General features: G+C 45.5%; 22 protein-coding genes and 1 pseudogene. 17 read left to right on the forward strand and 6 right to left on the reverse strand.

What is annotated here, in order from left to right; genetic code table 11:
- Positions 1–5: 5 nt before the first annotated feature.
- Positions 6–1,811 (reverse strand): biosynthetic-type acetolactate synthase large subunit, encoded by a 1,806-nt coding sequence (gene ilvB, locus NTW12_07935; protein MCX5846272.1) that lies wholly within the window; start codon positions 1,809–1,811, stop codon positions 6–8.
- Between the two features lie 744 nt (positions 1,812–2,555).
- Here ilvB and trpE point away from each other — a divergent pair.
- From trpE to NTW12_07980, 9 genes and pseudogenes are all read left to right on the forward strand, one after another.
- Positions 2,556–4,052 (forward strand): anthranilate synthase component I, encoded by a 1,497-nt coding sequence (trpE, locus tag NTW12_07940; GenBank protein ID MCX5846273.1) that lies wholly within the window; start codon positions 2,556–2,558, stop codon positions 4,050–4,052.
- A gap of 11 nt (positions 4,053–4,063) precedes the next feature.
- Entirely contained in the window at positions 4,064–4,651 is a 588-nt protein-coding gene (locus NTW12_07945) for an aminodeoxychorismate/anthranilate synthase component II (GenBank protein ID MCX5846274.1), read from the forward strand.
- Positions 4,648–5,658 carry an anthranilate phosphoribosyltransferase gene (gene trpD, locus NTW12_07950; GenBank protein MCX5846275.1) on the forward strand — a complete coding sequence of 337 codons (1,011 nt, stop codon included), beginning with the start codon at positions 4,648–4,650 and terminating at the stop codon, positions 5,656–5,658. The genes NTW12_07945 and trpD overlap by 4 nt, the downstream gene beginning before the upstream one ends.
- 158 nt (positions 5,659–5,816) lie before the next feature.
- The gene (trpC, locus tag NTW12_07955; protein MCX5846276.1) at positions 5,817–6,593 is read left to right on the forward strand and encodes an indole-3-glycerol phosphate synthase TrpC; all 777 of its coding nucleotides are present in this window, start codon (positions 5,817–5,819) and stop codon (positions 6,591–6,593) included.
- Positions 6,586–7,260: a phosphoribosylanthranilate isomerase gene (locus NTW12_07960; GenBank protein ID MCX5846277.1), complete on the forward strand. Its 675-nt coding sequence runs from the start codon at positions 6,586–6,588 to the stop codon at positions 7,258–7,260. Before trpC ends, NTW12_07960 begins: the two co-directional genes overlap by 8 nt.
- Positions 7,261–7,384: 124 nt before the next feature.
- Complete coding sequence (gene trpB / locus NTW12_07965; GenBank protein ID MCX5846278.1) at positions 7,385–8,578, forward strand: tryptophan synthase subunit beta; 1,194 nt, start codon at positions 7,385–7,387, stop codon at positions 8,576–8,578.
- Entirely contained in the window at positions 8,578–9,375 is a 798-nt protein-coding gene (gene trpA / locus NTW12_07970) for a tryptophan synthase subunit alpha (GenBank protein ID MCX5846279.1), read from the forward strand. Before trpB ends, trpA begins: the two co-directional genes overlap by 1 nt.
- A gap of 15 nt (positions 9,376–9,390) precedes the next feature.
- Positions 9,391–10,146, forward strand: a complete 756-nt coding sequence (locus NTW12_07975; GenBank protein ID MCX5846280.1) for a DUF169 domain-containing protein — start codon at positions 9,391–9,393, stop codon at positions 10,144–10,146.
- A gap of 35 nt (positions 10,147–10,181) precedes the next feature.
- A pseudogene (locus tag NTW12_07980) lies at positions 10,182–10,783 on the forward strand (lysophospholipid acyltransferase family protein).
- A gap of 28 nt (positions 10,784–10,811) precedes the next feature.
- On the opposite strand, the gene NTW12_07985 reads toward NTW12_07980, so the two are convergent.
- On the reverse strand, positions 10,812–11,204 hold the full coding sequence (locus NTW12_07985; GenBank protein MCX5846281.1) for a cache domain-containing protein: 393 nt from the start codon (positions 11,202–11,204) through the stop codon (positions 10,812–10,814).
- A gap of 72 nt (positions 11,205–11,276) precedes the next feature.
- Positions 11,277–12,440, reverse strand: coding sequence for a nucleoside-diphosphate kinase (locus tag NTW12_07990; protein MCX5846282.1), 1,164 nt, complete (start codon positions 12,438–12,440; stop codon positions 11,277–11,279).
- Positions 12,441–12,728: 288 nt separating this feature from the next.
- On the opposite strand from NTW12_07990, the gene NTW12_07995 reads away from it, so the two are divergent.
- From NTW12_07995 to NTW12_08010, 4 genes are all read left to right on the forward strand, one after another.
- Positions 12,729–13,379: a DUF2284 domain-containing protein gene (locus NTW12_07995; GenBank protein ID MCX5846283.1), complete on the forward strand. Its 651-nt coding sequence runs from the start codon at positions 12,729–12,731 to the stop codon at positions 13,377–13,379.
- 123 nt (positions 13,380–13,502) lie between these two features.
- Positions 13,503–13,814 (forward strand): hypothetical protein, encoded by a 312-nt coding sequence (locus tag NTW12_08000; GenBank protein ID MCX5846284.1) that lies wholly within the window; start codon positions 13,503–13,505, stop codon positions 13,812–13,814.
- A gap of 115 nt (positions 13,815–13,929) precedes the next feature.
- Positions 13,930–14,907 (forward strand): ATP-binding cassette domain-containing protein, encoded by a 978-nt coding sequence (locus tag NTW12_08005; protein ID MCX5846285.1) that lies wholly within the window; start codon positions 13,930–13,932, stop codon positions 14,905–14,907.
- Between the two features lie 3 nt (positions 14,908–14,910).
- A complete protein-coding gene (locus tag NTW12_08010; GenBank protein ID MCX5846286.1) occupies positions 14,911–15,675 on the forward strand; it encodes an ABC transporter permease in 765 nt (254 codons plus the stop codon).
- Positions 15,676–15,731: 56 nt separating this feature from the next.
- Here NTW12_08010 and NTW12_08015 read toward each other — a convergent pair whose 3' ends face one another.
- Together NTW12_08015 and NTW12_08020 are read right to left on the reverse strand one after the other, a co-directional pair.
- Positions 15,732–15,998, reverse strand: a complete 267-nt coding sequence (locus tag NTW12_08015; protein ID MCX5846287.1) for a type II toxin-antitoxin system RelE/ParE family toxin — start codon at positions 15,996–15,998, stop codon at positions 15,732–15,734.
- Positions 15,982–16,224, reverse strand: a complete 243-nt coding sequence (locus tag NTW12_08020) for a hypothetical protein (GenBank protein MCX5846288.1) — start codon at positions 16,222–16,224, stop codon at positions 15,982–15,984. Before NTW12_08020 ends, NTW12_08015 begins: the two co-directional genes overlap by 17 nt.
- Positions 16,225–16,644: 420 nt before the next feature.
- Here NTW12_08020 and NTW12_08025 point away from each other — a divergent pair, with 420 nt between their 5' ends.
- The 3 genes from NTW12_08025 to NTW12_08035 all read left to right on the forward strand — a co-directional run bounded on the left by NTW12_08025 (position 16,645) and on the right by NTW12_08035 (position 19,694).
- On the forward strand, positions 16,645–18,174 hold the full coding sequence (locus NTW12_08025) for an MFS transporter (protein MCX5846289.1): 1,530 nt from the start codon (positions 16,645–16,647) through the stop codon (positions 18,172–18,174).
- 240 nt (positions 18,175–18,414) lie between these two features.
- Positions 18,415–18,987, forward strand: coding sequence for a YkgJ family cysteine cluster protein (locus NTW12_08030; protein MCX5846290.1), 573 nt, complete (start codon positions 18,415–18,417; stop codon positions 18,985–18,987).
- A gap of 203 nt (positions 18,988–19,190) precedes the next feature.
- Complete coding sequence (locus tag NTW12_08035) at positions 19,191–19,694, forward strand: hypothetical protein (protein ID MCX5846291.1); 504 nt, start codon at positions 19,191–19,193, stop codon at positions 19,692–19,694.
- A 33-nt stretch (positions 19,695–19,727) separates the two neighbouring features.
- Here NTW12_08035 and NTW12_08040 read toward each other — a convergent pair whose 3' ends face one another.
- Positions 19,728–19,859 carry a hypothetical protein gene (locus tag NTW12_08040; protein MCX5846292.1) on the reverse strand — a complete coding sequence of 44 codons (132 nt, stop codon included), beginning with the start codon at positions 19,857–19,859 and terminating at the stop codon, positions 19,728–19,730.
- Positions 19,860–20,366: 507 nt separating this feature from the next.
- Between NTW12_08040 and NTW12_08045 the strand changes: the two genes are divergently transcribed.
- Positions 20,367–21,095 (forward strand): ankyrin repeat domain-containing protein, encoded by a 729-nt coding sequence (locus NTW12_08045; GenBank protein ID MCX5846293.1) that lies wholly within the window; start codon positions 20,367–20,369, stop codon positions 21,093–21,095.
- Positions 21,096–21,323 lie beyond the last annotated feature (228 nt).

Consider the following 21,323-nt stretch of genomic DNA (forward strand, 5'->3'; position numbering starts at 1 on the left):
TAATTTTATGTTTTTCTTTCTAATATCATGTCTTCAATCCCTTTTCCAGGAGGGATGATTGGAAGTATGTAAGACTCTCTTTTTATTTCAACATCTAAAATATAAGGACCTTTATGAGATAATGCTTCTTTTATTGCAGGAGTTATTTCTTCAGATCTGGATATTCTGTTTGTCTTTATTCCATGATATACATCCTTTAGTCCAACAAGGTCAGGATTATGGTTTCGCTTTATGCAGTCTTTAAATGATGAACATTCTACAGGACAGTCTATGTTTCTATAAAGGCAGCATTCAAATAGATGACCTCTGTCAAACATCTCATGCCATTGCATAGGTAAGCCCCATAACCCATTGTTTATGACAAACATCTTTACAGGTATCCTGTTTGAGGCAATTGTTGCAAGCTCTTGAATGTTCATCTGGAAACTTCCATCACCGTCAACAAGTAATATTGCTTTATCCTTATTAGCATAATATGCACCAATTGCAGCAGGTAATCCACAACCCATTGTCCCAAGTCCTCCAGAAGTTATAAAATCTTTTGGATTCTTGAAATTATAATATTGCGCAGTCCACATCTGATGCTGTCCAACACCTGTAGCAACAACAGCACCACCAGAGGTTAGGTCAGATAATTCTTTAATGAATTTTTGCGGAATAATCTCATCCTTATCATCATCAAGTTTTGGATTTAATTTTCTCCACTCAATTATTTCATCATGCCAATCTTTTAATGATTCAATCCTTTCTGGTCCATGTCTAAGAGCGTATTCTAAGAATCTTTTTGCAGATGTATTTATAGAATAATCAACTTTTCTTATTTTATCTATTTCCGAAGCATCAATATCAACATGAGCGATTATTTTAGCTTTTTTCCCAAAACCTTTTACAACAACTCTATCATCAAACCTTGCACCGATTGCGAGAATATAATCTGCATTTAATGCAGAATAAAGAGCTTCAACTGTCCCATGTATGCCAAGCATTCCAAGAGAAAGTCTATCATTCCTTTCAATTGTCCCAAGCCCCATCAGTGTCATTCCCACAGGTGTGTCATATTTTTTTGCAAATTCTCTCAAAAGATCTTGTGAATCTTCGACCTTAATCCCGCCTCCAACATATAAAATAGGTCTTTTTGCACTTGAAAATTGATATAACATCTCATCTATGCTGTTTGTATCAAAGTTATCGATGGGTATTTTTATTTTTGTACCAAAAGGAATTTTATTATATTGAGAAGTTTCATTTCCAAGCAATGCATCTCTGCAAATGTCAATCAATACAGGTCCTCTTCTGCCAGTTGTAGTTAGTTCATATGCAAGTCTTAATGCTCCTTCTATCTCATCAGCTTTCTTTATTAGCATTGTATGTTTTGTTATTTGTGATACAATCAGTGCAATAGGAACTTCCTGGAATGCATCAGTCCCAATCCCTGGAGAAGACACTTGTCCTGTTACAAATATTACAGGTATTGAATCCATGTGTGCATCAGCAATAGGTGTCACAATGTTTGTTGCAGCAGGTCCAGATGTTACACAGACAAATCCAGGTCTTCCAGTGATTTTAGCATAACCTTCTGCAGCATGCCCTGCTCCTTGTTCATGCCGAAACATTATCACTTCAGGTGTTTTTTCTTTTCTTTTCAGCCTCTCATTCATCTCAACATACATTGGCATTATAGCTCCACCAGTATGTCCAAAAATATAAGAGATTCCTAATTCATTTATTGTATCAACAAAGATACCAGCACCTGTTCTTACTTTATTTTCCGGGTTTTTTATCATTCCGCAGTCAGTTTTATTAGTTTTCATCACACTACCTTAACTATTTTTTTAGAAACAAGGTTGTGAACTCATCAATTAAATGAGTATCACACTAATCACTCTTACAATTAGCATAGATAAGAATTTCTTTTTTGACGGTTGGAGTATAAGGCGGGAGAATCTTGTATGTCAAACAAAATTTGACGGTCAAATGGGGAATGCTGAGCCAAGAATTGGGGTGCGATCATTACGCATTGGAAGGATGCATGCCTATGAAAATGACCGGATGCTGCATTTCAGGAAGATATGAGCAAAATCAAAGATTGAAAATCGAGCTATATGGCCATCGCATGTTTTAACCGGCAATCAATGACCGGATGCAGTCATCTTCAGAAAGGTATTTTTTTGCTTTTATCTTTTTACATTTGTCTCGTTTCGTTTCCATCCAAGTATTTGAGTGCGAAGAAACAGCGAAAAAAGTAAAAAGGTCAAGGAACATAGGATCAAAGGGCTCATAAAATATTTTATTGACACGATCTTTGAATATTGTTATAAATATTTCCAACTTTAAAGGCAAAGAAAAAATGAACAAGATACATTCAATCATTAACTGGTGGTGGCGTAATTCAAAGATGAGGTTTGTCCACCGCTAACTCTAATCATTAACCAAAACACAAGCCGTGGAGACCTCCTCAGGACTCCACGGCTTTTTTTTACCGAGACAAGAAAGGCCGTGATGATCAGCGGCCTTTTTTATTTTTACTAAAGTACAAAGAAAAGGAACTATGAAACATGTATTATCCGGACTTCGACGCATTTAAAAATTTTGCAGACCGGGGCAACCTAATCCCCGTCTACAGAGAGATCATGGCCGATATTGACACGCCTGTCTCAGCCCTCATGAAACTTGGCTCAAAATCCCACGTCTTTCTCCTTGAGAGCGTTGAAGGCGGCGAAAAATGGGGACGTTACACCTTTCTGGGATCAGACCCCCGTATCATATTCGAGGTCAAAGGAGAGGATGTCCTGATTCATGAAAATGGTAAGGTTAACTGCCGGAAGCACCAGGGAGATCCTCTCAAATTTCTAAAAAATTTACTGAACGTTTATCGCCCCGTTCCGCTGAACGGGCTACCGCGTTTTTTTGGAGGGGCCGTGGGATATCTCGGTTATGATATGGTACGCTATTTTGAAAAACTGCCATCCCGGATCAACGATGACTTGAAGACAGACGATTCAATCTTTATTATCACCGATACCCTAATTGTTTTTGATAATGTCAGACACACAATTAAAGTGGTGTCGTGCGCCTTTACTGAAAACCGTAAAGATCTCAAGAATGTTTACGACGAAACAATCAATAAAATTGACGGTATGATAGATATACTGAGAACCCCCCTTGAAACAAAAGAACGATATCGAAAGGTTGAAAACGATTCCCCTCTCCAATCCAATATGTCCCCTGAAACATTTAAGGACATCGTCAGAAAAGCTAAGGAATACATTGTTGCCGGAGATATCATCCAGGTTGTCCTCTCACAAAGATTTAATACGGAGAACGGTCTGGATCCAATTGATCTGTACCGGGCGCTTCGTTATGTAAACCCCTCCCCTTACCTCTTTTTCCTTAAGCTTAGCGATATGTTCCTTATTGGATCCTCACCGGAGGTTATGGTCCGTCTCGAAGAGGGGATTGCGGAATTAAGACCTATCGCGGGAACGAGAAAAAGGGGAAAGAACGAACAGGAGGACAGGCGCCTTGCCGATGAGCTTCTTGAAGATCCCAAAGAGAGGGCGGAACATGTCATGCTGGTTGATCTGGGAAGGAATGATCTCGGAAGAATAGCACAGATCGGCAGTGTTCAGGTCAATCAACTCATGGTAGTGGAGAGGTATTCACATGTTATGCATCTTGTCTCAAATATCCAGGCGCAATTATCAAAGGGAAAGGATTGCTTTGACCTCCTCGCGGCTACCTTTCCCGCCGGCACGCTGTCCGGGGCGCCGAAAGTAAGAGCTATGGAGATCATAGACGAACTGGAGACTACCGGGCGCGGTCCTTACGGTGGCGCTGTGGGATACTTCAGTTATACAGGGAATATGGATCTCTGTATAACGATCAGAACCATTTTAGTCAAAGACGGCAAGATTTTTATCCAGGTCGGAGCGGGTATTGTAGCTGATTCGGACCCCGATATGGAATATCAGGAAACCGTTAATAAAGGCGAGGGAATGATGCAGGCGATACGTCTTGCCGCCTCGGGATTTGAAATAAAGAAGAATAACTAACGGAGGAAACTATGATCTTAATGATCGATAATTACGATTCCTTTACCTACAACCTCGTTCAGTATCTGGGCCAGTTGGGCCAGGATGTTACGGTTTATCGGAATGACGAGATAACTCTCGATGAAATCGGGAAACTCGCACCCGATGCAATATTTTTATCACCCGGTCCGTGCACGCCAAAGGAAGCGGGAATCACTGTTGATGTCATCAGAGAATTTCATAAATCCGTACCCCTCATGGGGGTCTGCCTGGGGCATCAGGCCATCGGTTATGCCTTCGGCGGTAACGTAGTAAGAGCCGGCAGGCTCATGCATGGTAAAACCTCCCCGATCATCAATGACGGAAAAACGATCTTTAAAGGTCTCCCTAATCCTTTCACTGCAGGACGTTATCATTCCCTCCTTGTGGAGAGGACTTCCCTTCCATCCTGTCTTGAGATAAGTGCTGAAACCGAGGAAGGAGAAATCATGGGCATACGGCATCGTGAATACCCGGTGGAAGGAATACAGTTCCATCCTGAATCGATCCTGACACCGCATGGCAAGAGAATTATAAAAAATTATTTAGAAATGATTATAAAAAAGGAGATGCTACAATGATAAAAGAGGCAATTGCAAAGGTAGTAGATCACGAAGATCTCAATGAAACAGCAATGATGGAAGTCATGGATGAAGTTATGGAGGGAAAGGCGACGCCCGCGCAGATCGCCGCTTTCATAACCGCACTCAGGATCAAAGGTGAAACGGTTGATGAAGTTACCGGCGCAGCCCGTATCATGAGGAAAAAAGCGACAAGAATTGATGCTCGTTCTTCAATTATCGTTGATACCTGTGGCACCGGCGGTGATGGAATGAAGACTTTTAATATATCCACAACGAGCGCTTTTGTCGTGGCTGCTGCGGGCATTGTCGTCGCTAAACATGGAAACCGAGCCGTTTCCAGCAGCTGTGGAAGCGCAGATGTCCTGGAGGCATTAGGCGTAAATATCAGCGCGCCACCGGAGATTGTAGAAGAATGCATTCATCAGATCGGCATCGGCTTTCTTTTTGCGCCTAAACTTCATGGAGCAATGAAGTATGCTATCGGTCCGCGAAGAGAGATCGGAATCAGGACAATATTCAACATGTTGGGCCCGCTGACAAATCCCGCCGGGGCCACGTCCCAGCTTATCGGGGTGTATAATCCGCAGTTAACGGAGATGTTTGCAGGTGTGCTCAGAAATCTCGGCACAAAGAGGGCCTTTGTGGTTCATGGTTCTGACGGTCTCGATGAAGCGACGGTTACCGGTGAGACGCGTGTAACAGAATTGAAAGATGGGAATATCATGACGTATAATATTGACCCCGTTGATCTCTTTGGTGAAATGTTTCCGGTTGACACGCTTGTCGGTGGTGATGCTTCGCTTAATGCTCAGATCACAAAGGACGTATTAACCGGCAAAAGCGGCGCCTGTCGAAATATTGTCGTTCTCAATTCCGCCTTGGCAATTGTGGCCGGTGAAAAGGCAAAAACAATCAAAGAGGGGATTGCGATAGCAGCAGAATGTATTGACAGCGGAGCGGCCGTCAAAAAACTACAAGCCCTGATTGAGGTGAGTAATAGTTGATTCGATACGTTGTCGTTACTACGAAAATACCCCCTCCCTTTCATCCCTCCCACCAGGGGAGGGAAAAGAGAGTTCCTCTCCCTTGATGGGACGCGTGCCCTTCAGGGTAGAGGATTAAGGTGAGGGTGACAGAATAATATTTGTTTAAAGATTACTTTATGATTCTTGATAAGATCATTATTGCAAAAAAAGAAGAAGTCGCCCGTTTGAATCGGACCATGCCCCTTTCCGAATTGAAAGCGGCCATTCGATATCTTTCCTCCCCCCGTGATTTCCGGGGTGCGATTAGTGGAAAAACGTGTGCCATTATTGCCGAAGTTAAAAGACGCTCTCCCTCCAGGGGAATTCTCAGAGAAGATTTTGATCCTGTTAAAATCGCTTCACTCTATGAGGGAAACGGAGCTGCAGCAATATCCGTCCTCACGGATAGGGAATTTTTTGGTGGAGATACATCCTTTCTCACGGATATTAAGAATATCGTCAGCCTTCCATTGTTGAGAAAGGACTTCATCATTGACCCGTACCAGATCTACGAAACCCGGCGCCTTAATGGTGACGCCCTCCTCCTCATTGCAGGCATTCTTGAAGAGGAGCAGTTGAGAGAATACATTCGGCTGACCGAATCTCTTGGCCTTTCTGCCCTCGTTGAAGTACATTCCCGGGGTGAAGTGAATAAGGCCCTCATTGCCGGAGCTACCCTTATCGGAATTAACAACAGGGATTTGAAAACATTTTCTACAGACCTGAGTACTTCTTTTAATATCGCGCAACATATACCGGCAGACAAAGTTATCATAAGCGAAAGCGGCATTAACACAAGAGAAGATATCGAGATGTTGATGAAGGCTGGGATTCATGCCTTCTTGATCGGCGAGAGCCTTATGTGTTCTCAAAATATCGGATTAAAGTTGAAAGAGCTTCGCGGCAATGAATAGAAAATCAACACTGGAAATCAAGATTTGTGGAATTACCAATCGTGAAGATGCAATTAATGCTTGCACCTATGGAGCCGATGCCCTCGGATTCATTTTTTATCCGCAGACACCACGGTATGTAACCCCGGAAACAGCAAGGCACATCATAGAAAATCTTCCGCGTGATATAATTAAGGTTGGTGTCTTTGTGAATCATGATATTCAAAAGGTCAAGGATATATTTGAATACTGCGGACTCGACCTTATTCAGCTTCACGGTGATGAATCACCGGAGTATTGCAGGCAGTTCCCGGAATCTTTACTGATAAAAGCATATTCGCCCCGGAGTGAGGAAGACCTGAATAGTGTAAATAAATATCCTGTTAAGGCAATCCTGATAGATTCGCGAGATTCCGAACGTTATGGTGGTACGGGAAAAACATCCGACTGGAACCTGGCAGCGAAATTAAAAGAAATGCACGCTCTTATTCTTTCCGGAGGATTGAATATCGACAATATTCTCGAAGCAATGAATACGGTTTTACCCCATGCCGTTGATATCAACAGCGGTATTGAAGTTTCACCAGGGAAGAAAGACCCGGATAAAATGAAAACTATCATTAAGATGGTTCATGCGATCGAGAGAAAAAGTCCGGTAACGATATTTACAAGAATGTCGCAATCATAGGTGATACATATTGGTCTTAAAAATATATAGTGTCGGGCTAGACGCCCAACCTACTCAACTGTAGGACAGGCGTCCCGCCTGTCTCTAATCGGTATTGAAAGGTAATTTGTAAGAAGGAGAAATTATGCAGCAAACACTACCCGACAAAAAGGGACACTTCGGAATCTTCGGCGGCCGCTATGTCGCGGAAACCCTGATGCCCGCCCTCATTGAACTTGAGGCGGCTTATAAGGCCTCACAAAAAGACAGGACTTTCAGAGAAGAATTCACCTATTACCTTAAGGAATATGCGGGAAGGGCAACCCCTCTCTATCATGCAAAGCGTCTCTCAGAAAAACTTGGAGGCGCAAGGATATACCTGAAGCGTGAAGATCTCAATCATACAGGTTCACATAAAATAAACAATACGCTGGGGCAGGCCTTGCTTGCCAGACGTATGGGAAAAAAAAGAGTCATTGCAGAAACGGGAGCCGGCCAGCATGGAGTTGCTATAGCCACAGTTGCGGCACTGTTCGGGATGGAATGCCGGATTTTCATGGGTGAAGAGGACATCAGACGTCAGGCTCCCAATGTTTTTCGTATGAAAATACTCGGCGCCGAGGTCGTACCTGTGACATCGGGAACGGCAACACTCAAAGATGCCATGAATGAGGCGATGCGGCATTGGGTATCAAGGGTAAGAGACACTTTTTACGTCATCGGTACAACGGCAGGACCCCATCCCTATCCGATGATGGTCAGGGAGTTTCAGAGTATAATCGGGAAAGAGACAAAAAAACAGATTCTAAAAAAAGAAGGGCGGTTTCCTGACATCCTGATTGCCTGTATAGGCGGCGGGAGTAATGCCATGGGAATATTTTATCCCTTTAAAGACATCCCCGGCGTTGAAATGATCGGCGTCGAGGCTGCCGGAAAAGGTATTATGACAGGTCGCCACGCAGCGAGCATCTCTGCGGGAAGCGTCGGCGTTCTTCACGGCAATAAGACCTATCTTCTCCAGGATAAAAATGGTCAGGTTCATGACGCCTATTCCATTGCGGCCGGACTCGACTACCCTGGAGTCGGCCCGGAACATAGTTATTTCAAGGACACAGGCAGAGTAACGTACGTAAGTATCGAGGACGAAGAAGCTGTCCAGGCTTTTATTCTCCTTTCCAAATTGGAGGGGATCATCCCTGCCATGGAAAGTGCCCATGCAGTAGCTTATACCATGAAAATTGCCCCTTCCCTGGATAAGGACAAGATTATCATTGTCAACCTCTCCGGAAGGGGCGATAAAGATGCTGAAACAATCACCCAAAGAATGGAGAATCTTTGATGACTGACAGAATTGAAAAAATATTCAGTGACCTTAAGCAAAAAGGGCAGAAAGCATTAGTCGTATACCTCACGGCAGGAGATCCCGACCTGGAAACAACCCGCCGTCTCATCCTCAGCTTACAGGAGGCAGGGGTTGATATTATTGAAATCGGGGTTCCTTTTTCAGATCCTACGGCAGATGGCCCGATCATTCAGGCAGCTTCACAGAGGGCCCTCCGGAACGGAGTAACACTTTCAGGCATTCTTGATATGATTGAATCTTTGCGAAACATATGCGAGATTCCTATCGTCCTGTTCGGTTACTACAATCCCATTTTTTCATATGGAAATGAACGATTTGCCATCAGGGCAAAAAAGGCAGGGGTGGACGGGATTCTCGTCGTCGATCTCCCGCCGGAGGAATCGCGTGAACTCAGGCAATATACAGACCGTGCAGGGATTGATTTCATTTCTCTCATTGCCCCGACGACCAACGACTATCGTTTGAAAAATATTTCAAAAAATGCGACAGGATTTCTTTACTATATCTCCATCACCGGAGTAACCGGAACAGCAAAGCCTCTCATTGAAAATATTAGAACTGACGCAGAACGTATTCGAAAGACAACCGCCCTGCCCCTCGTTATCGGCTTCGGTATATCAACGCCGGATCAGGCCGCAGAAATCGCTTCCTGCGCGGACGGCATTGTCGTCGGCAGTGCCTTTGTTCATCTTGTTGAAAAAAATTATGGTAATGATAATCTGATTCAGATAACATCATCCTATGTTAAGGAAATCAAAAACGCATTATCATAATTGTTGAGGACCGCCATGGATACTGAATTCAAAGAGCGATTCATAAGAAACTGGAATAACTCTTTCCCCGGTGCAGATTTGCCCATCGGATTTTATTACACTGATATTAAAGACCCAAAATCCATGCTAAAACCCCCGAAGGGTCATCGGTGCATCATCGGTGATTTGGCTAAAGTCCGCAATGGCAAGAATTTATGCTTTGACGTGCAATCCACTGGCTGTAGTGGTGGAAAGCGATACCTGGGTTTTGATGACAAGTTGATGCCTAATTTTGAATATTTCCTTTCCTACGGCATTCCCGGTATGCTGGAGGGAGAAAGATATAAGAAATCACCGGAACTCGTCAAAGAACACATGAAACACCAGACACCATTCAAAGCGCCTTCCGAATATATTATGTTCAAAAGATGGGACAACATGCAGGAAGGTGATAAACCGTCAGTGATCGTTTTCTTTGCTCCTCCCGATGTCCTTTCCGGTCTTTTCACACTCGCAAGTTTCGATGAACCGCAACCTCACGGTGTTATTGTACCCTTCTGCGCGGGCTGTGCCTCTATCGTCGATTATCCCTACAAAGAACTTCAATCCGGGCGGCCTCGTGCGGTTTTAGGTATGTTCGATGTCTCTGCCCGGCCGTTCGTTCCTGCCGGGCTGCTTACCTTTGCTATCCCCTGGCCTAAATTCGTCCGCATGGTGGATAACATGGAGGAAAGCTTTCTCATCACAAAATCCTGGAACAAAGTAAAAAATAGAATTAAGCGAAGCCTTTAAAATATTAGACGATAGAAAAAAGATTCAATATTCTTATGCATTATACCATCTTCGACATCCCCCTTTTAAGAAACCTGCTCCAGGGCCTTTCACTACTTGTTTTAAAAATATTCGGATGGCGCAGATCAGGCCGACTGCCGGAGATACCAAAATATGTCATGATAGCCGCACCCCATACATCAAACTGGGATTTCCCAATCACACTTGCCATAGTCTTTGCATTCAAGATGCGGCTGAACTGGCTGGGAAAGGAAGCTATTTTTCGATGGCCTTTTGGTACCTTTTTCAAATGGCTTGGCGGCATTCCCGTCAACCGCACGAAATCCGGTGATGTGGTTGCGCAAACAATCCACGCATTCAAAAAAAAGCAAAAATGGCTATGATGCTCGCTCCCGAGGGGACACGAAAGAAAGTCACATACTGGAAGACAGGATTCTATCACATTGCCAATGGCGCCAATGTTCCTATTGTACTGGGTTTCCTTGATTATATGCGAAAGGTGGGTGGTATCGGCCCGACGCTTATTCCAACCGGAAACATTGAGTCCGATATGGCGAAGATTCGGGCCTTTTATGATACTATTTCAGGTAAGACTCCGGACAAGTCAACTCCGGCAATGATCGCCCCACAAGGCTGATCAACATAAATGCGGGTATGACCCTCATTTATTCCTCATAGACGCCGCTGCAAATAATCAGGTCCTCTACTTTCCTAAAATATACGTTCTTCGGCAGCACCTCTTTGGTTACCGGGTTGTACCATTTGTACGTGACCCAGCCGCTGCCTTCTTTATTTGCGATATCGACGATTTCTTTGATAAAAATCTTACCGTCATAATCCTTTATATCAATGAATTCTTCCCCAACAAAATTTTCATTGACTCCATGTGCAAGCATGGTTCCTCTGGGATTTAACGCATAAATATACATTTCATCGAGAACAAACTGTCCATTAGGATTCGTATATTCAGCCAGTGCGATTCTTTTACCTGAAGCTTTATAAAAAGCTACAGCCTTTTCCACCCATTGCTTAGCGTCTTGTACATTTCGTTTACTCATACTGTTACTCCTTCATGCAACCCCAGTGCTATCGGGAAAAACAAACTTAATTTAAACTAAATACCACGAAAACTATCTTTTTAGCCGGTCCATAATAATTTGTGCGCAATCGTCACCTGCGTTTTCATAGAGGCCGATTATCTTTCGTTCATAGATAGCTCTTTGGACAGAATCGGATGCGTGTGCGGCGTTCTGTAAAATGTTCTGCCCGAAATCTGAACGAACCGTACCGTGCGCAGCCTTTGCCGGATCTGATTCACCCAAGCGCTCGCGGATTTTCCCTACCGCGCTATATCCACGATACAGAAGCGCCAGTGCCCGGTGTGTGCCGGGTTTGTTACGTTCATCCGGCGACACTGTGCCCGGATCAACGCCTGTCATATACTTCACAATTTGTGAAAATTTATACGCAGCATTCATTTCGGCGATTATTTCGGCCATGGCATTGTATTCTTCAGCGGTTATCTCAAAATCAAAAGATTGTTCTATTCCTTCCTTGATTTTTTCCGCAACCCGGTACTTGAGTTTTCTCCTGAACATATCTCGCAGGAATCCGTAGAAATCCTCACCTTGTGCGGCACTCATCCGGATCATGCGTGCGCCAACGACCCGGAGGCCTGTTTTTGCAAACATGTCGATCATGTTCCCGGGGCGGACTGTATGCTTGAAAAAATTGTCCGGCTTCAAAATGACCATTGTCGTCTCACCTTCAGCACACTCTTCATAGATGCCGGAGTCATTAAATCCAAGCCGGGCGAATAGTTCCAAATTATTTCTCGCATATTCCGGATTCGTCGGCACCAGTACTGCCGGTTCGAAGTATCGGACAGTTCCATCGGGTGTGGTGATGTAATCACAGTATGTGCCTCGAATGGTTCCCCTGCTTGCTTCCGATTCCGCTTCCGTCGTAAGCTTGCCGACAATATCATAGATCCTTTCCACGGCATTCTCACCTTCAAACATAAGGAACAGGCACCGGTTCGGCTGACCGAGGATATTTTCACTGCGGAGGTTTTGATCGATGTAATCGACGAGTGCTTTTTCTACTCGTGGATCAATGCACAGACTTTTAACACGTTTGATGTATTCATCGACAAACTCATCCGACGGTCGCATCATCCGGACGCCGACCAGATCGCAGCCTGAGAATGACATAAGCCGCGCAATGATATTCCCCGTCCGGGATTTGATGAGACTGTATGGCGTGATGACTACGTATGTCAGCTCGGTTGTCATATAACCTATCTTTATCTATTTATATTTTCCATTGCGGTACCGGAATCATTTCCGCGCGGGCGGAAATGCAGCCGGAAATACCCCTTGAACTCAGGTATATTGGCAATCTTCCACTATCAGTTCTTATAAACATATCATTCCTGTCATTATTTTACAATATATACAAGTATATTTGTTGTTGATCTCGCATTGAAATAATATTGACATACACAACCCGCTTCTCTATACTTTATAGACACATGGGGAATTCTTGTCGAAAATCGATTAAACATCTGGAAGGAGAATACTATGCATGGGAAAAGAGTGGATAAGATAACCATCGACATGAATGCGGCCCGACTGCCGGAGGATCTTGAGAGGTATAGAACAAAAGCCCTGGAATTAGGGGCCACGAAGGCTGCAATTGTAAGAGTCCGGGAGATTCCCGTGGATGAAAGAATCGTTTTGAAATGCCAGATTCCCCGGTGTTTCGGATACGGCGCCTGTGCACACTGCCCGCCAAACACGCTGAATCCGGCAGAGCTCCGTAAAATACTGAAAGGATACCAGAGTGCTGTTTTTTTCATTATTGATGTTCCACCCGATGTCATTGTAAGAGACAGGGCAACAATCAAAGAAAGAGAAGCAGCGTATCAGTCAATATTTAATATCGTAAGTGAGATCGAGTCCATGGCCTTTTACGATGGCCACTACCTTGCCTTCGGATTTGCCGCCGGCTCTTGCCGTCACACATTCTGCAGCCAACATGAACGCTGTCAGGCGATGGAGGGCAAGCGATGCAGAATCTCCCTCCGTTCCCGACCTTCAATGGAAGCCGTAGGTATAGATGTGTATAAAATGGCCGCTGCATCAGGGTGGGAAATCTACCCGATCGGCAGCAACGCCAAGCCGGAAGACATTCCCAAAGGTACCCTGGCGGGGATTATCATTGTTCAGTAATCAATTCCGTAGAGCGCCTCCCAAGGAGAAAATATTGACAAGCCGCTCCAAATTTAATACACTCCTAGTGAAACTAAGTACGCTGCACGAAGAAGAAATGTTACACTTGATTAAGGAGAGATCATGAGAATAAGAGTACGGGACGAAAAGATCATCAAGGCCATAAAAAAATTTGAGGGGATCGATATCATTCTCAAGACCGTCGAGGATGCCAAAAGGGCTATGCGTCTGATCCTCCGTAAGACGGATATTTCCCGTACCAAAGACTTCGAAGGCCTCAAGGACATCGCCATCACCCAGGTTGTCGAGCATGCCACCAGTGCCGTTGAATACCAGACTTATTACGAAGTCGAATTCACTCTCACCGACGATCTCTTCATCGAAATGGAGATCGCTCTGATCAAGGAGCTTCAGGCTTTGTTTGAAAAAATATAGTCTCACCCTCCTCAACCGCCGTACGGTATAAACAACATCTTACGCTCCTTTCTTCTTGACGTACAAGAACCTTATTTTCTATATTTGACCAGCCCAAAAGGAATTCTTATCAAATATGGCCATCATAGAGACCCGTTCCCTTGCGAAAACTTACGGCAGGATACAAGCCGTTCGGGGAATCGACCTGAACATAGAAAGGGGCGAAATATTCGGCCTGCTCGGCCCCAACGGGGCGGGTAAGACCACTACTATCGGGATGCTCTGCACCATTATCCGTCCGAGTTCGGGTAGCGCCTCAATTGCCGGTCACGACATAGTGAAAGAACCGGCGGCGGTGAGGCGCAAGGTGGGCATTGTCTTCCAGGATCCCACCATAGATACCCTGCTCACCGGGCGTGAGAACCTCCAACTCCACGCGCGTCTCTACGGCATCCCTTCCGATGTTCGAGGAAAAAGGATAAATGAGATGCTGGCGCTCGTCGATCTGAAGGATCGCGCTAACGACATCACACGTACCTACTCAGGCGGTATGCGGCGGCGGCTCGAACTGGCCCGTGGCCTTTTGCACCGGCCTGCGGTTCTCTTCCTCGACGAGCCGACACTGGGCCTCGACCCTCAGACACGGGCGCGCACGTGGGACTACATCAAGAAGATGGCCCAAAACGAGCAGACCACCATTGTGCTCACCACCCATTACATGGAGGAGGCGGAACAGGTCTGCAACCGGGTGGGCGTCATTGACCGCGGCCAGATAATTGCCCTTGGCGCCCCGGAGGACCTCAAAAAATCGATGGGCGGGTATATGGTTGTTATTCAGGTAAAAGATCCGCCCCTTGACAGGATACGCGCCCTCCCCTATGTCTCGGAGGTAAAGCTGAACGATGGCCTGGTTGAGATAACCATGAAAGAGGCCCATATCCATCTGCCCGATCTCCTCTCGAAGGTCCCGAACGTCGAGTGCGTAGAGACAAGGGCGCCCACACTCAACGACGTGTTCATCAAGCTTACGGGGCGGGATATACGCGAAGAGGACACGGAGGATTCCGGCAGTTGGGTGGATTCCGTGGCACGGTACCGCCAGAGGGGGCAATGAGGCATGAAAGACGGACGTTTCCGGAAAGAGCTTCTCGGTGTTTATGCCATCTGGTGGCGTGAAATGAAGGTTTTCCAGCGTGAAAAAAGCCGGGTGGTCTCCAGTATCGTTCAGCCCCTCATGTGGCTCTTCCTCTTCGGCAGCGGCGTTGGCGCCAGCATCAGCATCGGCGAAGTCAACTACCAGGACTACATATACCCGGGGATACTGTCTATGTCGGTGCTTTTCGGGTCGGTCTTCTTCGGCCTCTACATTGTCTGGGACCGGAAGCTTGACGTCCTCAAGGCTGTGCTGGTAGCGCCGGTATCGCGCATCAGCATATTCTTCGGGAAGGTGCTCGGCGGCTGTACCGATGTCACCATCCAGGTGCTCATACTCTTCCTGTTCTCATTCCTGTTCCCTTCCATTAACCCCTGGGGCATCCCCTTGGCCCTCCTGATACTTTCCATAACTTCTATAGCGATGGTCTCAATGGGCCTCGCCCTCGGCTCCCTTTTCGAGAGCCTTGAGGGCTTTCAGGTCATAGCGACATTCGTCGTCTTCCCGCTCTTCTTCCTGTCCGGAGCGCTCTTCCCCGTCAACGATCGGCTCCCTGCCTGGCTTCATGGGGTAGTAAAGCTGAACCCGCTGACCTATACCGTCGACGGAGTCAGGGGCGCCTTGCTCGGGCTGAACACCTTCCCTCTCTACGCCGACCTCAGCGTCATCTCCTTCTTTGCGGTACTGATGGTACTGGCGGGAAGCGCCCTGTTCAGCCGGATGAAGTGATTCCCGGATTTTTAGATTTTCCGCCACACATCAGCAAAAGATGTATTGCACGGACTTCAGTAAGCATCCCCACGCGGTGCGATATTGACCACGCCGATGATTTTTGTTTCCTTGATGAGGGCAAAAATGATGCGATAGTTACCGATTCTCAGCCTGTAAAATCCGTGGAGATCGCCGGTAAGAGGTTTTACGTTTTCATGAGACAGAGGATTTTCATACCCGGATAGCTTTAATAATTCCTTTTTGACTCGCTCTTTTAAAACCCGATCTAACTTATTGAAATAATGCTCGGCCTTTGATGATACCTTAACTGTCCAGTTCATTGAGTTGCTTTCCCCCGCCGGCAGCTATCTCTTCGAGACCTGATATGCATTCATCGACAAAGCCTGGTATTCTTAAAAGTTCGAGCGTTTCCCGATGCCTTGCGATGTACTCTTCGGCCATCTCCGTAAATATGTCGGCCAGAGATCGGTTTTCATAACCAGCAATCGCCCGTATGAGTTTCAACTGTTCATCAGGTATTCTAATTGTTGTGGCACTTTTTGTCATACTTGTCACCTCCTGTATTTGTAGTATAATATCATAATATTGCAATATCAAGGTATTATAAGCTTAATAAGGATAATTTCATAAAAATGACCTCTTGGCAAGCATAGCAGACGACTTACCGATTACTATAATGTTGTATCGTCAAATTTCCGTTGTAAAATAAGATAGTTTTAATTATATTTCCAAAACATAAAAGCAAGGTCTAATCAAATCGTTTTCTTTGGCTGAAATACCGTGACCTTTGAAAAACACACTCCTCACGTCATTCCGGCGGAAGCCGGAATCCAGACGCCGTCCTCGCGAAAGCGGGGAACCACGAAATCATGACTGGATTCCGGGTCAAGCCCGGAATGACGAAGGAAGGATTCAATTAGAAATTCAAAGGTCTAATACCAGGATTTGATACGGAATGATGCTGTGATGAAGCGAGTGAGCACATTTAATCAGAACAGGTTTTGGGGGGAAACCACCGCTTTTCTGGCCCTTTTTCTCGATAACCTCGGGGTTCTTATTTTTATGAGCTCCATCCTTATGCTCACATTCAACTATCCCGCGGATATCATAATGACACGCATGATCCCGGGTACGGCCATCGGGGTTTTCTTTGGCGATCTCGTATATACTTATATGGCCATCCGTCTGCGAAAGAAAACGGGCCGGAACGACGTCACCGCCATGCCGCTGGGTCTCGATACTCCTTCTTCCCTCGGCCTTGTCTATGCCGTGCTCGGACCCGCCTATATTGCCACACATGACGCGGAACTTACCTGGCACATCGGCATTGCCACCCTCTTTATGATCGGTATCGTTAAGGTCATAACCTCTTTTTTCGGCGGATGGCTGCAGCGCATCATACCCACAGCCGGGCTCCTGGGGTCACTTGCCGGTGTGGGGCTTTTACTGCTCGGTTTTTTGCCGCTTATCGAGATATTCAACGAGGTCGTCGTGGGCATGGTGGCCCTGGGGATTATCTTTGCCGTCCTCTTAGGCAAGATGCAGTTTCCCGGTCGCATCCCCGGTGTGCTGATCGCGCTGCTTTTGGGCACAGCTATCCATTTTATCCTGGGTTATAGTGGATACATCCCGGAGTTCAAAGCACCATCCTTTGAGATGTCCCTGTGTATACCGGTTTTTTCCGTCGACTTCCTTAAAACCCTGCCGCAGAGTATCCAGTACCTTCCTATTGCCATCCCCTTCGGCATCATGACCATCATCGGGGGGATCAACAATACCGAGAGCGCGCGTCTTGCAGGCGATAAATATCGAACGAGGGATATCCTGTTGACCGAGGCGTTCACCTCTTTGATTGCCGCATTCTTCGGCGGCGTTGCACAGACCACACCCTACATCGGCCACCCGGCGTACAAGAAGATGGGCGCCACCTACTGGTACACGCTCTTAACCGCCCTCTTTATCGGCATCGCTTCAGTGATCGGCTTACTTTCCCTGATCGTGGGCCTCATCCCCAGAGCCGTGCTGGCTCCCATTTTTATCTTTATCGGTTTTGAAATTGTCCATCAGGCCTATAAAGAGGCGCCCGAAGCCCATTCGCCCGCCGTGAGCCTGAGCTTTATGCCGGTTATCGCTAACCTCGTGATCATCATTCTCGGCCAGTTCCTGAGCGCTATGGCCATCACGCCCGACATGCTCCCGCCGCGTTTACAGGTAATGCATCAGTCCCTTACCGTGCTCAGCAACGGCTTTATCCTCACCGCTCTGCTGTGGGGAAGCATGCTGGCCTTTTTGATCGACCGTAAGCCGCGGCTCGCCTTTCTGTGCACCTTCACCTGCGCCCTGTTAACCCTATTTGGTTTCATCCATTCAGTGCTGCCCACGGGAGAGGTCTACCTGCCCTGGGGGGTTGCATCCCAGGCTCATTACACCATTGCCCTGGCCTATCTTCTGCTCTCCGGCGTCTTCCTGACCCTCACCAGGAAAACGTCAGTATAAAGACTCAATCCCCCTCCTCTTATCTCATTCAAAATGTAAGTATTATCCTGATGGAATCCTTATAAATAATTAGCATTGTGTTTATATTGAAATTGACCTAGTGTAAAAGCTGTAACATATCTCCTCTATTCACATTTAGAAAATATAATCTCACTTCTTTCCTCAATTCTCACAGTACGTTATAAGATTTCTCCCTAGGGATTGCTGCATATGTTTTTAAAAAAACTTTTGAAGAGGGATATGATCACCGCGAGAGGTGTGCTCTTCACGAAAATTGAGCTGCCCGGAAATGACATTGTTGTTCCGTTTATTTGCCGGAAATGCGGTACTTGCTGCATGACCTACATCCCGAGGATGCCGGCGGAAGATTTAGTGACCATTTCCCGGTATTTAAAATGGTCACCAGAAGATTTGATTAGCCGTCATACAGAAGTTTACCTGAAAAGACTACGAGGCAAGCCGGAGACCTGCATATTCCTCAACGATGAAAAACTCTGCAGGATTTATAAACACCCCCTCCGTCCCGACGTTTGCCGGCTCTATCCTTTTTCCTTTGGTGGTACGGACGCTGATTGCTCGGCGTATCGTGAGCATACCCGGGTTGCTGAGATCCTCCTGATGAACGAAAAGTCTTTTGAGATTTATGATGCAAGTTTCTGTCCCAATCGGGATGTCCGATTAATCCCTGACTCGAAATGGCCGGAAATCTTTCGGAAATTGAGACTATCAAATGCGTCAAGAGAGATGGTAAGAAAGTTTTTAATTATGAACGATGCACCTCTCAGTTTCGTGATTAGGTATTCGGTGCATTGAAGACAGGAAAAACAAACAGATAATGACCTTATGACTATCAACTGTCAATCATCATTTTGTTACGTACAGCAAGTCATATTCAGCAAAAAAGATATGGGATAAATAGATATTGGCAAATTAACTGGTATGGTATCCCCGGATTTGTCCCCAGATTTTGTAGGTTTTGTCAGATTTTTGAAGGCGCTGATTGAGGATGCATCACAATGAATAAGACGTCAAAATCTTCACCTCCTGTGGTCTTTCCCTCTCAAACGGGTAAGGAATCCCAAACAAAATATGAACCCACTCGTCCCCGTGGCGGTTCATCGTGGCCCGTCGTTGCTGCCGTTATCCTTACGGTGATCTTCGTTATCTACGGCATTGTTTATTATGTGATGAATTCTGAACCTTACAAACTCTCAGAGTCTTTCATCCGCCAGAATCAGGCAATCAAGGCTGAGATCGGAGAGGTGGACAAATGCGATCCGTGGTTCCCTATAGAAATGCCTCCCATCGGCCGCGAAGAGAATGCCATGTTCACCTTTGACGTCATTGGAAAAAGCAAACAGATAACAGAAGTTTCCGTGTATCTGCAAAAAAGACAGAATCGGTGGCGTATCGTTTCTGCCTACTACAAAGACCGCCAGGGGTTTACGAAGCCTCTCATGGAGGAAAGTCGTTCTCCCACAGAGAAATCCTTAGGATCTCCCGGCGCTGTCAATAAATGAAAAGCTGTTACGAAAGCCCCAAAAGCGGCTTTTTTAGAAATCTCGTTTCATCATCGCATGATACAGCCCCAAAGAATTCATGAATTGAACCATTAACCCATCAGGGGCGGTCGCTATATCCATTACTGGCGCCACATATCCCTGTTCATTTCCGTTACCTGCCATTCCGCATCCCTTCAGCGTCACCTGCCGAAACGTGTCCCAAAATCCCTCTATCAATATCGAAGTGAATCAGTGACGCTAAGAAAACGTCACACATGGTGGCTCATGAAGGGTCATCGCCAATATTTTTTACTTTTCGTAATATATCGGCTGTCAAGATTAGTAGGTTCACAAGAGCTTGGCTATATTAATATTTGATCAAGACCAGTCTTACTGATAGCAAATACAACTGTTCACATTTGGTTATCGGAGCAGCTTATTGACTTCGGGATGAAAGCTACAACGACCGCGCAGCTCTTTTTTGTACCTACAATATTTGAGTATATCTTCCTGAAATCAAGCATAAGCTGAATTTGATGCGGCTACATTCTTTCAATTGGAAATCAATGGCGATCACCCACGTCCATCTCCACATATTGTGGACAGTTTTATTGACAAACAGTAACGATTTCTCTATACTTCTCTATTAAAAAAGCAAGTTCCTGTCAATAATAAAAGGTAGGTCGTTCCGTGAAGACAACCTTCGGCATGAGCGTATGGATCATTTGTCTTACCATCTTAATAGCTTGTAGCCACGGGGAAAATCGCATTGGCAAGATGACATTGCACTATGCGGTAACCCAAAGTAACAATGACGTGGTTGAGCTGTTGCTGATAAAAGGTGCCGATGTGAATGCAAAAGATGGTGAAGCATTACAGACACCATTGCATTATGCCGCATTTCAGGATAACAAGGATATTGTTCATCTGCTGATTGCCAAAGGTGCTGAAATTAACGCAAAGGACTACTCTGGAGCTACGCCATTGTATTATGCCGCATACAATAATAAAAGAGAAATTGCTGATATATTGATTGAAAAGGGCGCCCATGTGAACGCGGAAACTGATGGAGGACATACGCCATTAGAAGCTGCAGTAACTCGAAATAACAAGGATGTCGTTATTCTGTTGATTGAAAAGGGGGCCAATGTAAACGTAAGTAATTTTGGAACATCGCCATTACATGAAGCAGTACGTCAGAATAACATGGCTATTGTTGAGTTGTTGCTTGCAAAAGGTGCATATGTAAATTTACAGGAACCCGGAGGAATGACGCCGTTGCATTATGCAGTTTCAAAATGCAGAGAAGATATTGCCAGATTGCTCATTGCAAAAGGTGCCGATGTTAAACTGAAAAATAAAAACAATAGAACCGCAATGGATTATATAACTGGATGTGGTCCCTCTTTTTTGAAATAAGATTCATCCGGGTTTTGCATACTTGCGAAAAAAGTCTTTCTTCCTGCTATACGTAACACTCCTTCCTGTAAGTCTTAGACATCCGATTTTTGCTTTCATAGTAGATTTCGAATGCAAATGATGATATTAAAAAATGCATCGGAATGATCATCCAAACTCAGCAGAGTTCCCCCCTTTTTCCATTATTGGCTTTGGTTGAAACTTTTAATCGGGATTAAAGTTCAATAC

The organism is Deltaproteobacteria bacterium (assembly GCA_026388545.1).
GTDB lineage: Bacteria > Desulfobacterota > Syntrophia > Syntrophales > UBA2185 > JAPLJS01.

What these genes read in the sequence shown, in the direction of transcription:
- ilvB (MCX5846272.1), bottom strand. Translation starts at nt 1,811, where the DNA reads ATGAAAACTAATAAAACTGACTGCGGAATGATAAAAAACCCGGAAAAT.
- trpE (MCX5846273.1), top strand. Translation starts at nt 2,556, where the DNA reads ATGTATTATCCGGACTTCGACGCATTTAAAAATTTTGCAGACCGGGGC.
- NTW12_07945 (MCX5846274.1), top strand. Translation starts at nt 4,064, where the DNA reads ATGATCTTAATGATCGATAATTACGATTCCTTTACCTACAACCTCGTT.
- trpD (MCX5846275.1), top strand. Translation starts at nt 4,648, where the DNA reads ATGATAAAAGAGGCAATTGCAAAGGTAGTAGATCACGAAGATCTCAAT.
- trpC (MCX5846276.1), top strand. Translation starts at nt 5,817, where the DNA reads ATGATTCTTGATAAGATCATTATTGCAAAAAAAGAAGAAGTCGCCCGT.
- NTW12_07960 (MCX5846277.1), top strand. Translation starts at nt 6,586, where the DNA reads ATGAATAGAAAATCAACACTGGAAATCAAGATTTGTGGAATTACCAAT.
- trpB (MCX5846278.1), top strand. Translation starts at nt 7,385, where the DNA reads ATGCAGCAAACACTACCCGACAAAAAGGGACACTTCGGAATCTTCGGC.
- trpA (MCX5846279.1), top strand. Translation starts at nt 8,578, where the DNA reads ATGACTGACAGAATTGAAAAAATATTCAGTGACCTTAAGCAAAAAGGG.
- NTW12_07975 (MCX5846280.1), top strand. Translation starts at nt 9,391, where the DNA reads ATGGATACTGAATTCAAAGAGCGATTCATAAGAAACTGGAATAACTCT.
- NTW12_07985 (MCX5846281.1), bottom strand. Translation starts at nt 11,204, where the DNA reads ATGAGTAAACGAAATGTACAAGACGCTAAGCAATGGGTGGAAAAGGCT.
- NTW12_07990 (MCX5846282.1), bottom strand. Translation starts at nt 12,440, where the DNA reads ATGACAACCGAGCTGACATACGTAGTCATCACGCCATACAGTCTCATC.
- NTW12_07995 (MCX5846283.1), top strand. Translation starts at nt 12,729, where the DNA reads ATGCATGGGAAAAGAGTGGATAAGATAACCATCGACATGAATGCGGCC.
- NTW12_08000 (MCX5846284.1), top strand. Translation starts at nt 13,503, where the DNA reads ATGAGAATAAGAGTACGGGACGAAAAGATCATCAAGGCCATAAAAAAA.
- NTW12_08005 (MCX5846285.1), top strand. Translation starts at nt 13,930, where the DNA reads ATGGCCATCATAGAGACCCGTTCCCTTGCGAAAACTTACGGCAGGATA.
- NTW12_08010 (MCX5846286.1), top strand. Translation starts at nt 14,911, where the DNA reads ATGAAAGACGGACGTTTCCGGAAAGAGCTTCTCGGTGTTTATGCCATC.
- NTW12_08015 (MCX5846287.1), bottom strand. Translation starts at nt 15,998, where the DNA reads ATGAACTGGACAGTTAAGGTATCATCAAAGGCCGAGCATTATTTCAAT.
- NTW12_08020 (MCX5846288.1), bottom strand. Translation starts at nt 16,224, where the DNA reads ATGACAAAAAGTGCCACAACAATTAGAATACCTGATGAACAGTTGAAA.
- NTW12_08025 (MCX5846289.1), top strand. Translation starts at nt 16,645, where the DNA reads ATGAAGCGAGTGAGCACATTTAATCAGAACAGGTTTTGGGGGGAAACC.
- NTW12_08030 (MCX5846290.1), top strand. Translation starts at nt 18,415, where the DNA reads ATGATCACCGCGAGAGGTGTGCTCTTCACGAAAATTGAGCTGCCCGGA.
- NTW12_08035 (MCX5846291.1), top strand. Translation starts at nt 19,191, where the DNA reads ATGAATAAGACGTCAAAATCTTCACCTCCTGTGGTCTTTCCCTCTCAA.
- NTW12_08040 (MCX5846292.1), bottom strand. Translation starts at nt 19,859, where the DNA reads ATGGCAGGTAACGGAAATGAACAGGGATATGTGGCGCCAGTAATGGAT.